The organism is Massilia sp. AB1 (genome assembly GCF_018119385.1).
Classification (GTDB): domain Bacteria; phylum Pseudomonadota; class Gammaproteobacteria; order Burkholderiales; family Burkholderiaceae_D; genus Telluria.
This window is the reverse complement of record NZ_JAGKSG010000003.1, coordinates 154,951-167,979: the sequence shown is the minus strand read 5'-3', so window position 1 is coordinate 167,979 and position 13,029 is coordinate 154,951. Positions and strand designations below refer to the sequence as shown.

General features: G+C 65.2%; 13 protein-coding genes. 7 read left to right on the top strand and 6 right to left on the bottom strand.

Going from position 1 to position 13,029, the window contains the following annotated elements; genetic code table 11:
• Positions 1-72 precede the first annotated feature (72 nt).
• Positions 73-495, top strand: coding sequence for a hypothetical protein (locus J8847_RS03260; protein ID WP_211523243.1), 423 nt, complete (start codon positions 73-75; stop codon positions 493-495).
• A gap of 101 nt (positions 496-596) precedes the next feature.
• Entirely contained in the window at positions 597-866 is a 270-nt protein-coding gene (locus J8847_RS03255) for a hypothetical protein (protein WP_211523242.1), read from the top strand.
• Positions 867-1,400: 534 nt separating this feature from the next.
• Here J8847_RS03255 and J8847_RS03250 read toward each other — a convergent pair.
• The 5 genes from J8847_RS03250 to J8847_RS03230 all read right to left on the bottom strand — a co-directional run bounded on the left by J8847_RS03250 (position 1,401) and on the right by J8847_RS03230 (position 6,249).
• The gene (locus J8847_RS03250) at positions 1,401-3,005 is read right to left on the bottom strand and encodes a hypothetical protein (protein ID WP_211523241.1); all 1,605 of its coding nucleotides are present in this window, start codon (positions 3,003-3,005) and stop codon (positions 1,401-1,403) included.
• Positions 3,006-3,026: 21 nt separating this feature from the next.
• On the bottom strand, positions 3,027-4,445 hold the full coding sequence (locus J8847_RS03245; protein WP_211523240.1) for a glycosyltransferase family 2 protein: 1,419 nt from the start codon (positions 4,443-4,445) through the stop codon (positions 3,027-3,029).
• On the bottom strand, positions 4,442-5,491 hold the full coding sequence (locus tag J8847_RS03240; protein ID WP_211523239.1) for a HEAT repeat domain-containing protein: 1,050 nt from the start codon (positions 5,489-5,491) through the stop codon (positions 4,442-4,444). Before J8847_RS03240 ends, J8847_RS03245 begins: the two co-directional genes overlap by 4 nt.
• 36 nt (positions 5,492-5,527) lie before the next feature.
• Positions 5,528-5,926: a response regulator transcription factor gene (locus tag J8847_RS03235; protein WP_211523238.1), complete on the bottom strand. Its 399-nt coding sequence runs from the start codon at positions 5,924-5,926 to the stop codon at positions 5,528-5,530.
• Positions 5,927-6,003: 77 nt separating this feature from the next.
• Entirely contained in the window at positions 6,004-6,249 is a 246-nt protein-coding gene (locus tag J8847_RS03230) for a DUF3820 family protein (protein ID WP_211523237.1), read from the bottom strand.
• Positions 6,250-6,322: 73 nt separating this feature from the next.
• Here J8847_RS03230 and J8847_RS03225 point away from each other — a divergent pair, with 73 nt between their 5' ends.
• Positions 6,323-6,742, top strand: a complete 420-nt coding sequence (locus tag J8847_RS03225; RefSeq protein WP_211523236.1) for a DUF1810 domain-containing protein — start codon at positions 6,323-6,325, stop codon at positions 6,740-6,742.
• Positions 6,743-6,789: 47 nt separating this feature from the next.
• Here the strand turns inward: J8847_RS03225 and J8847_RS03220 are convergent, their stop codons facing one another.
• Complete coding sequence (locus J8847_RS03220) at positions 6,790-7,221, bottom strand: hypothetical protein (RefSeq protein WP_211523235.1); 432 nt, start codon at positions 7,219-7,221, stop codon at positions 6,790-6,792.
• Positions 7,222-7,351: 130 nt separating this feature from the next.
• On the opposite strand from J8847_RS03220, the gene J8847_RS03215 reads away from it, so the two are divergent.
• From J8847_RS03215 to sppA, 4 genes are all read left to right on the top strand, one after another.
• The gene (locus J8847_RS03215; RefSeq protein WP_211523234.1) at positions 7,352-8,794 is read left to right on the top strand and encodes an NYN domain-containing protein; all 1,443 of its coding nucleotides are present in this window, start codon (positions 7,352-7,354) and stop codon (positions 8,792-8,794) included.
• 106 nt (positions 8,795-8,900) lie between these two features.
• The gene (locus J8847_RS03210; RefSeq protein WP_229429565.1) at positions 8,901-9,320 is read left to right on the top strand and encodes a hypothetical protein; all 420 of its coding nucleotides are present in this window, start codon (positions 8,901-8,903) and stop codon (positions 9,318-9,320) included.
• Between the two features lie 99 nt (positions 9,321-9,419).
• The gene (locus J8847_RS03205; RefSeq protein WP_211523233.1) at positions 9,420-10,895 is read left to right on the top strand and encodes a sodium:solute symporter; all 1,476 of its coding nucleotides are present in this window, start codon (positions 9,420-9,422) and stop codon (positions 10,893-10,895) included.
• A 35-nt stretch (positions 10,896-10,930) separates the two neighbouring features.
• Positions 10,931-12,790, top strand: coding sequence for a signal peptide peptidase SppA (gene sppA, locus J8847_RS03200; protein WP_211523232.1), 1,860 nt, complete (start codon positions 10,931-10,933; stop codon positions 12,788-12,790).
• Positions 12,791-13,029: the final 239 nt, after the last annotated feature.

Here is a 13,029-nt window from a genome sequence, read left to right as displayed (position 1 = left end):
CCACATGGCGCCGATGCGAGGATGGACATCGCGGCTAATCGACGCCGCCTTTGTCCCCACTCTCAGGCTCCCATGAAAATCAAGATCCTTTCCGCTTTTCTGCTGTGCATCTTCGCCTCGCAGCCGCACGCTGCCGATACCCCCTTGTTCCGCATGGCCGCGAGCCCCGCACCGAATGCCGGTGGCATTTCTCCGGGCATGGTGTTCCAGGAGGTCGAGCGTAGCGACACCGCTTCGACCGTCGAACTCTTGCATCCTGCGGGAAGCGTCGCGGCAAAGTCCATGTTCATGCTGCGCGGCGCTTGCGCGTTGGCGAAGGAACGGGGAAAACGGGCGTTCAGGCTCGTCCAACTGTCCAGGCCGCTGCTCCGCGTTTCGTTGCGTTTTGTGAGCGAAGAGGATGCGGGCAAGTCCGCGCCGGAGTCCTTAATGGGCGAAGACAGAGTTGTTTCGGCCGCCTATTGCGATGGGATCCGCTCGGTCTTCCCGGAATAGTCCATGCACGACGTGGGAATATGCGTATTTCTTCATCGAGTTCGCCGGTACACTGCCTGGCTATGACACCGCATAACAAACTCCGCCTCGCGAACGTTCTCATGATATTGGGAGTCGCACCCGTCCTGATCGGCCTGGTCTGGATGGTCTCCGGTTACTCGTCCGCGCCACATGGCAAGGTGTACATTGCTGAAGCGCTGATGAAGATTGGCTTCGCCTATATGTTCGCACTCGTCGTGAGTTCCGGCAGCGCTGTATGGTCGCTCATTGTCGAAAAACGCAATACTGGAACGCGCGTAGGCGGCACCACTGCTATCAGATTGCTTGCTGCTTTCTTTCTGGCTGCCCCGTTAATAATCGGTATGTTTTAAGGATCGCACGGGGATGGCGAATCACGATCATTCTGCGGGCAGCGGTGTACAAGTACGTCTGCAATCGGCCACAAGCGGTCAGCTATGCGCGGGCTCAACAAGGAACATCCATGAATAAAAAAGATGCGGTTCGAGCGAATTTTTGGAATGAATCGACAGGCCATTGCGACTGCTGCGGCAAGCAATCCAAGACAATCTGGGGATGGCGCGAAGATCATATCCAGGGAACTACAACTTCGGCCTTTCTTCTGGTAGGGCGAGATCATCGTCGTCACGGCTAAGAACGCCTAACGAAACCTTCAGAGCAAGGCGCCGCGGCGAAGACAGTACGCCTGTACGGCAAGGAGCCGGCCTGTACGGCAAGGAGCCGCAACGCGGCTACGGAGGTTTTGTTAGGCGTTCCAAGTCCGCTTGAAGTCGGAACGGACGAACCATCCGGTCGGTTGCGGATCGCTGGGAATGCACGTAGCAGTCACGCACAGGAACTTGGTTTCCCGCCTGCGCGGGAACGACGGTCAGGTGGCGGGGCGCTGGTTAGCGCCATTCGTGCAGCGCTATTCCTCCGAATCCCTTCCAAGCTCCGAAGGCGGTTTCCAGCTTCGGCAGCAAACGCGTCAACGCCGCCTTATCCGCGTGGAAGGTCGTGGCCGATCCATCGACGCTTCTGCTGCCGGCCAGCGTGAACGCCTGCGCCTTCGCATGCGCCGCCGGTTGTCTGAGCACTATTAGCACCTGTTGTCCCTCCAGTTCGAACAGCAGCATGTCGCCTGCAGCCCCTTTAGCCGCGCGCTGGTAGCGACGCTGGGTCTCTGCCCCGATCGGCCCCGCCTCCAGCGCAATGCGCACCTGCTTGCCATGCATCTCGGCCCAGTCCAGGAAGGGCACGGCGAAGCGGTAGATCTGTCCAGGATCGGTGCGGTAATCCATCACCGACAGCGCGTCGGCCGATCTGGCCAGCTCGCGCAGCAGATCCGGCTTGCCATCCCACCAGAACGGCACGACGAATTCCAGCCGCATCGATCCTGCCGCCTCGCGCAACCGCGCCGCCAGTTCCAGGTAGCGCCGGTCGCGCTCCGACGGCGGCAGCACATGCGCCGGAAGCAGGTAAGGTTCGACGTCGAACTGCATGCCTTTCAGGCGCGCAGCCGGTTCCGCCTGCGCGTTGTAGGCGGCATAGGCACGGGCGCGCGCCGCCGTGGGCGCCTGCTCTCCGGGCAGCACCATGTGCGGGTCGCCATCGACCGCGGTCACCGCGATGCCGCGCGCTCCGGCCGCCTTGACGAAGGCCGCCAGTGCTTCCGGCTCGATGACGCGTCCTTCCTGAAGAGGAACAGTGACGAACAGCTCGCCGATCTTCTCTTGCGTGGCCCAGTCGATCAGCGCCTGGCCGCGCTCGCGCCATTCGGCCTGGTTCCAGATCCAGGTCGAGCGGGGCGCCCGCGCAGCCGCGGCCGGCTCCAGAGTCAGTGCGTCGAGCGACAGGCTGGATGCCTGCGCCGGACACAGAATAGTGAACTGTTCCCACGTGTGGCGCTCCAGGCCCGCGGGCAGGGACAGCCGCCCGGTGGAGGACAGGCTGCCCATGTCGATCGCATCTTCGCGCGCGGCGCGCGCCGCGTCAGCGGCCTGCCACAGGAATTGTCCCTTGCCTGAAAACGTCGCCTGCAGGCTTGCCGCGGCACGCGGCAGGTACCAGGGGCCGCGCAGCAGCACGCCGGCAGGTTTCGTCCCGGCCTTGCACTCGATGCGCAGGCGGCCATCCTGCAAGCTCGCCTGAACGCGCTCCTCGACCCCGAAGGTACGCATCCGCATTGTCGCCAGCAGGTTCTCGCCGAAGGGCATCGGCGCCGGTAGATCGGGCTGCGGCTTGGCGGGCACCAGGGTATGTTCGCTGACCGCCAGCGTCCCCTTGCTGTCGTCACCCTGCAGCAGGATGGTCTGTTCGGGACGCGCATCCGCCGGCAGCATGTACACCGTCTCGATCCGCGCGACGTCGATTCCCAGTTCGATCTTGCGGCAGCCCGGACCATCGCCGATGAAGGCGCGCGCCGGCGCGTCGCCCGTGGCGGGACAGACGCTCAGCGTTGCGGCATGCAGCGGGGCGGTCATGACGAGCAGGGCAAGAAGGTGGCGGGACATGAGGGCAGTCTAGCGCGTCGCCTATTTCTGGGCGCCGCTTTGCCAGGTGCCCTTGCGTTTCATCGTGCCCCAGGTTGATTCCGTCTGCATGGCCCAGCGCCACAGGCCGATCAGGCGCCAGACCGAATTGAGCTGGCGGTAGCCGAAGTTCTCGAGGATCACGACCAGCCCGAGCATCAGCAGCTGCTTGCCGCGCGGGTAGATGTGGAAGGACATCTCTTCCAGCAGCAGGCCGGAGGCCGACAGCAGGATGCCCAGGCCCACGGCCACGAACAGGAAGGCGCCGAAGGCCTGCCACGAGATCAGCCCGGTGAAGAAGGCCAGCACCATGAACACATAGCCGCCCAGCTCCACCAGGGGCCCCAGCCACTCGAACAGCAGCATGAAGGGGAAGGCCAGCCAGCCCGGCACGCCGCCGTTGCGCGACAGCGGCAGGCCCCAGTTGGCGTTCAGGCTCTCGGCCAGGCCGCGCTGCCAGCGGATGCGCTGGTTCCTGAGCGTCTTGTAGTCTTCCGGCGCCTCGGTCCAGCACACCGGGTCGGGCACGAACTCGATGCGGTAGGGCTGGCGGCGTTCGCGCAGCAGGCGGTGCATACGCACCACCAGTTCCATGTCTTCCCCGATGGTGTCGCGGCGGTAGCCGCCGGCCAGCACCACGGCGTCCTTGCGGAACACGCCGAAGGCGCCCGAGATGATCAGCATGCCGTTCATCGACGACCAGCCCAGACGCCCGAACAGGAAGGCGCGCAGGTATTCGACCACCTGGAACAGCGCCCAGATGTTCTTCGGCAGCCCGACCTTGGTGAGGAAGCCGCCGCTGACCTCGCAGCCGTTGGCCACGCGCACCGTGCCGCCGGCCGCTACCACCGTCGGGTCGCGCAGGAAGGGTTCGGTCACCTTGGCCAGGCTGTCGCGCTGCAGGATCGAGTCCGCGTCCACGCCGCAGAACAGCGGGTAGCGCGAGATGTTGATGCCGGCGTTGAGCGAGTCGGCCTTGCCGCCGTTGACCTTGTCGATCACGCGTACGTTCGGGTAGCGCGTGGAGCGGTAGACCTGGCGCACTTCCTGGGTCGGGATCTGGCGCCGGTAGGCTTCGGGAAAGGGCAGCAGCGCGAACTCGCGCTTGAGCACCTCGAGGGTGCTGTCCTTGGAGCCGTCGTTGATGATGACGATCTCGAACTCGGCGTAGCTGAGCTGGAGCATCGATCGGATCGAGGCGGCAATGGTCGCTTCCTCGTTGTAGGCCGGGACCAGGATGCTGATCGGCGGCTCCAGGCCCGAGTAGGCGCGCGGCAGGTCGGCCATGAACAGTTCCTGCCCCTTGCGGCGCAGCGCGCGCAGCGAGAAGGCGTTGAGCGTCAGGTAGCCCACGTTCAGCGCGATGAAGTAGCAGAACACGAACCAGGTGATGAATTCGACCAGGAAGTGGCTGAAGCTCATGCTGTCTCCTCCTCGGCCAGCACCTGCTGCAGCATGTCGGCCGCGAAGCGGTCGGTGAGCGAGGCGCGCAGCTGTTCCAGGTCGGCGCGCGATAGGGCCGGCAGTTCGCGCAGCGCCTGCGCGGCGCGGTAGCGCACCCACCATTGCGGGTCGGCCAGCAGGGCGCCCAGGCGGTCGGCGTCTTCGCGCGTGCCGATGCGGCCCAGCGCGCGCGCGGCCTGCACCCGCACCTGCCAGTCTTCATGGGAGAGCAGGGCGCGCACCTCCTGGATGGTCTCGGGCGTGATCACGCCGCGAAGGCCGGCGATGACGATCGGCACCGCATCGCTGCGCAGGGCGCCGGCCAGCACCTCGGCCGGCAGCGATACGCGCAGCGCCTCGGCGATGCGCAGCGCGCGCGGCAGGCGATCCCGCGGCAGGGTGGGCAGCACGCGTCCCAGCACCTTCGCCGTGGGCGCTGCGGCTTGCTGCAGGATGCCGGCCACGTGCGACAGCGCCCAGTCCTCGCGTTCGATGAACAGCGGCGTCAGGTACTCGGCGGCGGCATCGGGATCGACCCGCACCAGCGCCCACAGGGCGGTGAGCGAGGCCGCGCTGTCGCTCAGCTCCGCCAGCGGCAGCAGCTGGGGCCAGGCTTCGCGGTCGCGCAGGTGGCCCAGCACCAGCACCGCCAGCAGGCGTTCCTCGCGCGCGCCACGGGCCAGCATCGCGCGCGCCAGGCGGTCCGCGCCCAGCTCGCGCGCCATGGCGTTGAGGGCCTCGGTGGCCTCGCCGCGCAGCGAACCCTGCAAATGCACCCATAGGCGCAGGAAAGCCAGGCGCTCGCGCGGGGCCAGGACAGGCAGATCGGGACGTTCGCCGACGATGGTCTGGTTCAGCAGCGGGCGCCAGCGCGCCAGCACGCGTGCTTCGTGGCGTTCGCGCCGGCGCAGCGACACCCGCAGCTGGACGATTTGAAGGCTCAGCAGGAGCGTGAGGCCAAGCGCGACGATTCCCGTCCAGAGCGCGACGGTGACGAAGGGATCAGACGACTGGACGATCGCCAATGCGGCCTCGGACGGGAATCATGAAGAATGCCACCGTCATGCGGCGGGCCTCAGGAAGCGGCGCACGCGGGCCAGCAATTCGTTCGGCTGGAAGGGCTTGATCACGAAGTCGTTGGCGCCGGCGTCCAGGGCGCGCACGGTGTCGCGCTCGGTATTCTTGGCCGTCAGCATCAGGACGGGGACCGCGGCCCAGTCGGCGCGCTCGCGCACCAGGCGCACGATCTCGAAGCCGTCGATGTAGGGCAGCATCACGTCGAGGAGGATCAGGTCCGGCGCGACGGTGGCGGTGGCGATGTGCTCGCTGGCGGCGCGGCCGTCGGCAAGGTGGGTGACGCGGTAGCCCTGGCGTTCGAGCATGAAGCGCAGGACCTGGGCGATGTGGTCGTCATCTTCGACCACCAGCACGAGCGGCGTGGAAGTGGGTTCGTTCGGCATCTGTTCAATAAGAAGAAGTTGCCCAGATTATATAGCGGCGCCGGTATGGACGGTCGCTCGTTCAGTATAGGCGAGGGTCAGGGTGACCCGCTTCCGCCTCGCGCACCCACTGGGCGGGCGCGCAGCGGATGGAGCAGGGAGCGCAGGTCGTTGTGGTCGAGTTCGTACATCAGGGCCAGCAACTGGCCCAGCTCGCCCTTCGGAAAGCCTTCACGCGCGAACCAGCCCAGGTAATGGCCGGGCAGGTCGGCGATCTTGCGTCCCTTGTATTTACCGTAAGGCATCTCCCGGACCAGGAGCAGGGTGAGGTGTTCGGAATTCATCGTGCGTCACTTTAGCAAACAACGGCGAGCCTGTAGCATCTAAGGGACAATATGTGAACAAGGGGAGCAGACCATGAGCGACGAATTCGACCTGCAACGCTTCGTCGATGCGCAGGCGCCGGTGTACGACACGGTCGTGGCCGAACTGCGCGCCGGGCGCAAGCGCAGCCACTGGATGTGGTTCATCTTTCCGCAGATCGCCGGGCTCGGACAAAGCGAAATGTCGCAGCGCTATGCGATCCGCTCGGCCGACGAGGCGGCGGCCTACCTGGCGCATTCGCTGCTGGGCCATCGCATGAACGAGTGCGCGGGGATCGTGGCCGCGCTCGATGCCGACGCCATCGAGGATGTGTTTCCGCCGCCGGACGACGTGAAATTCCACTCGTCGATGACCTTGTTCGCCGACGTGGCGCCGGATGTGGCCGTGTTCCAGGCTTGCATCGACAAGTATTTCGATGGGGCGCCGGATCGCAATACGCTGGCGCGGCTCTGACGTGATTTGATTCGCCGGCTAGTGGGAGGAAAGTGGGCAGTTAGATGCTAGGCCTGGCCGTACTGCTTCTCCAGCACATTTTTGTGGCCACGCTCGGCGATGTGGATGATCACCGTATGCGACAGCACCAGGGTCGGATGCCGGGCCCGGTGCTTGGCGAACCAGAACACGTCGTCCAGCTCCTCTTCCTCGTGCGAGGTGGTCATGACCAGCTTGTCTTCCGGGATGTCGTCGTAGTCGTAGGCCTCGAGGTTGGCGTCGTCCACCGACTCCGCCCAGTCTTCGCAGTACTGGCCCCAGGCCAGCACGTAGCGGCAGTGCGAACCGGCCAGCCAGCGGCTCGCTTCCCAGCGCCACATTTCTTCGCAGACCTCGTCGATCACGAGCACGGCAAGGAAAGGGGCGGACGGGAGCAGGCCGACGGGCGGCAGTTCCTCGTTGGGGCGGACGTGAAGATAAGTCAGGGTCGGTTTTTGCATGATAGCGGTTGGATGCGTAAGCCCCGGCATTGTGCCAGATGCGGGCGTTTACAGCTTGTGCATGCCCGGCAGACCTTGTTGCGTATAATCGCCTCTGGTATTCCCAATATTTTCCAGAAAACAACAATTCATGGCTTCATCTTCCGACAACATCAGCATGGCGGTGTTCTGCGACTTCGAGAACGTCGCACTCGGCGTTCGCGACGCCAACTACGAAAAATTCGACATCAAGCCGGTGCTGGAACGCCTTCTGCTCAAGGGCAGCATCGTCGTCAAGAAAGCTTATTGCGACTGGGACCGCTACAAGGGCTTCAAGTCGACCATGCACGAAGCGAACTTCGAGCTGATCGAGATCCCGCACGTGCGCCAGTCCGGCAAGAATTCGGCGGACATCCGCCTGGTGGTCGACGCGCTCGACCTCTGCTACACCAAGTCCCACGTCAATACCTTTGTCATCATCAGCGGCGATTCGGACTTTTCGCCGCTCGTCTCCAAGCTGCGCGAGAACGCCAAGCAGGTGATCGGCGTGGGTGTGAAGCAGTCGACCTCGGACCTGCTGGTGGCCAACTGCGACGAATTCATCTTCTACGACGACCTGGTGCGCGAGCAGCGCCGCACCGCCGCCAAGCGCAAGGAAGAGCAGGACGCGCGCCGCGGCCAGCCGCAGAACAAGCGCCCGAGCGACGACCGCCGCAAGGAAGAGCTGGAAGCGCGCAAGGTGCAGGCGCTGGAGATGGTCGTCGAGACCTTCGACGCCCTGGTGACCGAGCGCGGCGATACCGGCAAGATCTGGGCTTCGCTGCTGAAGGACACGCTCAAGCGCCGCCGTCCGGACTTCAACGAGACCTATTACGGCTTCCGTACCTTCGGCAACCTGCTCGAGGAAGCGCAGACGCGCGGCCTGTTCGAGTTCGGCCGCGACGAGAAATCAGGCACCTATGTGTACCGCAGCGCGCATGCGCCGGTGCTGGTTCCGGCCGCGGAGCCGGCGATCGAAGCGCCTCTCGCCGAACAGGCGTTCCAGGCCGAAGCCGACGTGGCCGCCCTGGAGGCGCCGCAGGAAGAGCCGGTGCGCGAATCGCGCCGCCGCGGCCGTGGCGGCCGCAAGCAGGGCGGGCGCGGCGAGCAGGCTGCGCCGGTGCCGGAAGCGGGCTTGCCGGATGCCGACAACGCAGTGCCGCCATTGGCGCCTGAGCCTGCACTTGAATCGGCAGCGGACGCCGTTCCCGAAGCGGCGCCGCTGGAAATCCCGGCCGCCGAGCCGGCGCCGGCGCCGGCCAAGGAGCGCCGCCGTGCCCCACGCAAGACCGCCGCCCAGAAGGCAGCGGAGGCCGCTGCTGCCGCATCCGTGGCCGAACCCGTGGCCGAGCAGCCGGCGCCTGACTCCGCACCGGCCGAACCGGCCGAACCGGCAGCGGAGCCGGCCGTGACCGGAACGGAAGAGGGCGAAGACGAAGCAGGTAAACCGGCGCGCAAGAAGTCGGCCCGTCCCGCCCACAAGGCGCCGGCGCGCAAGCCCGCCGCACGCGGCCGCCGTCCGGCCAAGCCCAAAACGGGCTCGGAGAACGGCTGACCTGGCGAAGCTGCGCGTGTGCGCCGCACGCGCGCAGCTGCTGCAATAATGGAAAGGCCTGCGATGGCGCGGGCGACGCTGCAATGACCCGCCGAAGGAGCCTGCCATGCGAGTGCCTGCCGGACTGTTGCTGTTGTTTTCCCTGAGCGGGCTGGCGGCGGCAGCGCCACCGGCCGACCATCCCATCCTCGGCATCTGGCGCCTCAGCCTGCCCGAACTGGGCTGCTCCGAGACCTACCGCTTCCGCGGCGACGGCACCACGCTCGTCACCAGCGCCGAGGAAGTGTCCGAGAGCGAATTCAAGATCCCCGACAAGCCCAGCGCCAAGGGCTTCTATCGGCTGGAAGACCGCATCACCAAGGACAATGGCAAGAAGGATTGTTCCGGCGCCATCATGAAGGTGGGCACCCGCGCCACCAACTTCATCCGCTTCCACCCGTCCGGGGCCCTGTTCCTGATGTGCGCCGACGAGACGATGGAAACCTGCATCGGTCCCTTCGAGCGGGTGCAGGGCGAGGAAGCCTAGAACCTGATGGAATAGGTGTGAACCTGTCGGCAATAGGCGGGGTCGTCGCTTCGGTGTATATTGCTGTGCGAAACGACAACCTCACCCTCCCGCCGTCCTATGTCTCCCGTCCTGCTTTTCTGTATCCTGATCGCGTATTTCGCCCTGCTGCTGGGCGTCGCCTGGGCCACCTCGCGCAACGCCAACAACGACAGCTTCTTCATCGGTAACAAGAGCAGCAACTGGATGCTGGTCGCCTTCGGCATGGTCGGCACCACCTTGTCCGGCGCCACCTTCATCAGCGTGCCCGGCAATGTCGGCGCGGACGGCTTCGGCTATGCGCAGATCCTGATCGGCTACGTGATCGGCTACATCCTGGTCGCCTACCTGCTGCTGCCGCTGTACTACCGGCTCAAGCTGACTTCGATTTACCACTACCTCGACGTGCGCCTGGGACGCCGCGCCTACCAGAGCGGGGCGGGCTTCTTCATCATCTCGCGCCTGCTGGGCGCCACGGCGCGTCTTTACCTGGTCGTCAATATCCTGCAAGCGATCATCCTCGACAGCCTGGGCATTCCGTTCTGGATCACGACCCTGGTCATCCTGGTCATGATCCTGATGTATACCTACCAGGGCGGCGTCAAGACCATTGTCTGGACCGACACCCTGCAGACCACCTGCATGCTGTTCGGCCTGTTCGCCTGCGTCTGGTTCCTGCTGAACGAGCTGGGCATGTCGGTTCCCGAGAGTCTGAACGCGATGCAGTCGCAGGGCCTGTCGCGCATCTTCACCATGGACTTCGACAGCCCCAACTTCTTCCTCAAGCAGATCGTCGCCGGCGCCTTCATCGTGCTGACCATGACCGGCATGGACCAGGAGATGATGCAGAAGACGATCTCGGTCAAGACCGTGGGCGACTCGCAAAAGAACCTGCTGACCCTGACCGCCGTGCTGGTGGTGGTGCTGATGGCCTTCCTGTTCCTGGGCGGACTGCTCTACCTGTACGCTCCGACCGCCGGCGTGACCGCCACCGGCGACAAGATCTTCCCGGCCGTGGTCATGGGCCACTTGCCGGCCACGGTGCAGATCATCTTCCTGATCGCCCTGATCTCGGCCCTGTTCCCCAGCGCCGACGGCGCCATCACCGCGCTGACCTCGTCCTTCTGCATCGACATCCTGGGCATCAAGCGCCGCACCGACCTCAGCGAAGCCGGCAAGGAAGGCCTGCGCCGCCACGTGCACCTGGGCTTCGCCTTCCTGTTCCTGCTGCTGGTGCTGGGCTTCAAGATGGCCGACAGTCCGAGCATGATCGTGGTGATCCTCAAGCTGGCCGCCTATACCTACGGCCCGCTGCTGGGCCTGTTCGCCTTCGGCATGATGACCAGGCGCACCCTGCTAGATCGCCTGGTGCCGTTCGTGACGATTGGCGCACCGATCCTTTGTGCGCTCCTTGAGTACAATCAGGCTTACCTGCTCGGCTCTTACCGACTCGGGCTGGAATTGCTTATGGTTAATGGCATACTGGTATTTATCGGCCTGTTCGCGATCTCGCAGCGCGCACCGGCCGGGGCCGGACCGGCCACCGTTGCCGCCTGACAGAACGCTGCGTCCATTCATTGATGGGAGTTTCGATGGCATTCAAGCCTTTCAGCGCCGTGCGGCGCGGCTTCAGCTGGTTGTGGAGCGCGCTCGACGCGACCCGCCGCACCTTCGTCAACCTCTTGTTCCTGCTCTTTATCATCCTGCTAGCCTGGATGATCTTCGGCGGCAGCGGCGTCAAGCCGCTGGGCGCGAATACCGCGCTGGTGCTCGAGCTCAAGGGCGACCTGGTGGAGCAGTACCAGGCCTCGCTGCGTGAAACGGTGCTCGACAGCGTTGGCGGCGACAGCAAGCGCACCGTGCTGCTGCGCGACGTGATGCTAGTCCTGGACAAGGCCGCCAAGGACCCGAACATCTCCACCGTCGTGCTGCTGCTCGACGAAATGGACGGCGGCGGCCTGGCCATGCTGCGTGAATTCGGGGCCGGCGTCGACCGGGTCAAGGCTGCCGGCAAGAAGGTGGTGGCCTGGAGCGGCAACTACGACCAGAAACGCTACCTGGTGGCCTCGCACGCCAGCGAGGTCTACATGCACCCGATGGGCATGGTCCTGATCGAGGGTTTCGGCCGCCACAAGAACTATTACCGCGACGCGCTGGACAAGCTGGGCGTGACCGTCAACCTGATGAAGGTCGGCACCTACAAGAGCTTCGCCGAGCCCTACATCGCCAACGGCCCCTCGGACGCCGCGCGCGAAGCCGACACCTACCTGTTCAACGCCCTGTGGACCGGGTATACCGGCGAGGTCGAGAAGAACCGCAAGCTGAACTCCGGCGCCGTCGCACGCTTTGTCGACAGCCTGCCGCAGCAGATGGAAGCTGCGGGCGGCAGCTTCGCCAAGGTGGCGCTGGCCAACAAGCTGGTCGACGGCCTCAAGACCCGCGACGAGATCCGCGCCATGCTGATCAAGCGCGGCGTCTACGACGACGACACCAAATCCTTCCGCCAGGTTGGCTTCTACGACTACCTGTCGCGCCACCCGCAGAAGCCTTTCGGCAGCGCGGTCGGCGTGATTGTCGCCGCCGGCAACATCACCGAAGGCCTGGGCGGCCCCGGCGTGGTCGGCGGCCTGACCACGGCCAACCTGATCCGCCAGGCGCGCGAGGACGACGAAATCAAGGCCGTCGTGCTGCGCGTGGACTCCCCTGGCGGCAGCGCCTACGGCTCCGAGCTGATCCGCCGCGAACTGGAACTCACGCGCGCCGCCGGCAAGCCGGTGGTGGTGTCGATGGGCAGCCTGGCGGCATCGGGCGGCTACTGGATCTCGATGGCGGCCGACGAAGTGATCGCCGACCCCTACACGATCACCGGCTCGATCGGCGTGTTCGCCATCCTGCCGACGGCCGAGAAGGTGCGCGACAAGCTGGGCATCCATACCGACGGCGTGACCACGACCTGGTTGGCCGACGCCTACAACCCGCTGCGACCGCTCGATCCGCGCTTCGGCCAGGTGGTCCAGAGCAGCATCAACCACGTCTACGCCGAGTTCACCAGCAAGGCGGCCGCGGCGCGCAAGACCACGCCGGCCAAGATCGACGAAGTGGGGCAGGGCCGGGTCTGGACCGGCGCCCAGGCCAAGGAGCGCGGCCTGGTCGACCGCCTGGGCAGCTACGAGGACGCCCTGAACTCCGCCGCCCGCCGCGCCAGGCTCGGCGAGGGGTACCGCGTGGACTATGTCGAGCGTCCGGTATCGCGCGTCGAACGCTTCCTGCAGCTGATGGGCGCGTCCGCCTCCCAGGCGGTGACCATCCAGGTCAAGCTCGGCCTGCTCGAGGAAGCGATGCCGGCCGGCCCGGTGGCGGAGGTGGCCCGGGATATGGCCTTCCTGTCGGAGCTGACCAGGGAGCGCAAGCCGTTTGCGGCCGTCACGCACTGCCTGTGCGGCCTGCCATGATTCGACATGTAGCGAGTTTGTAACCGTTTCCTACACGGATCAACGGGCGCGGAACGGAGGTTTCGCGCCCGTTTTTCCTTGACTTGCCGGGAACAGGCGGCGAACGGTGTAAATCGATGTAAAGCCCCTGGCGCCAGTGTGGGAACCAGGGCGCGCGCAATGTACGTTATGAAACATATCGCGCAAAAACACCATGCTACAGTCAACCGGACACTGAAGAACACAATGCCGTTCTGGCC

Bases quoted from the DNA above. Each gene is read 5' to 3' on its own strand.
- J8847_RS03210 (WP_229429565.1), top strand. From the start codon at position 8,901: ATGCGAGTGCCTGCCGGACTGTTGCTGTTGTTTTCCCTGAGCGGGCTG.
- J8847_RS03230 (WP_211523237.1), bottom strand. From the start codon at position 6,249: ATGAATTCCGAACACCTCACCCTGCTCCTGGTCCGGGAGATGCCTTAC.
- J8847_RS03235 (WP_211523238.1), bottom strand. From the start codon at position 5,926: ATGCCGAACGAACCCACTTCCACGCCGCTCGTGCTGGTGGTCGAAGAT.
- J8847_RS03260 (WP_211523243.1), top strand. From the start codon at position 73: ATGAAAATCAAGATCCTTTCCGCTTTTCTGCTGTGCATCTTCGCCTCG.
- J8847_RS03245 (WP_211523240.1), bottom strand. From the start codon at position 4,445: ATGAGCTTCAGCCACTTCCTGGTCGAATTCATCACCTGGTTCGTGTTC.
- J8847_RS03220 (WP_211523235.1), bottom strand. From the start codon at position 7,221: ATGCAAAAACCGACCCTGACTTATCTTCACGTCCGCCCCAACGAGGAA.
- J8847_RS03215 (WP_211523234.1), top strand. From the start codon at position 7,352: ATGGCTTCATCTTCCGACAACATCAGCATGGCGGTGTTCTGCGACTTC.
- J8847_RS03250 (WP_211523241.1), bottom strand. From the start codon at position 3,005: ATGTCCCGCCACCTTCTTGCCCTGCTCGTCATGACCGCCCCGCTGCAT.
- sppA (WP_211523232.1), top strand. From the start codon at position 10,931: ATGGCATTCAAGCCTTTCAGCGCCGTGCGGCGCGGCTTCAGCTGGTTG.
- J8847_RS03255 (WP_211523242.1), top strand. From the start codon at position 597: ATGATATTGGGAGTCGCACCCGTCCTGATCGGCCTGGTCTGGATGGTC.
- J8847_RS03225 (WP_211523236.1), top strand. From the start codon at position 6,323: ATGAGCGACGAATTCGACCTGCAACGCTTCGTCGATGCGCAGGCGCCG.
- J8847_RS03205 (WP_211523233.1), top strand. From the start codon at position 9,420: ATGTCTCCCGTCCTGCTTTTCTGTATCCTGATCGCGTATTTCGCCCTG.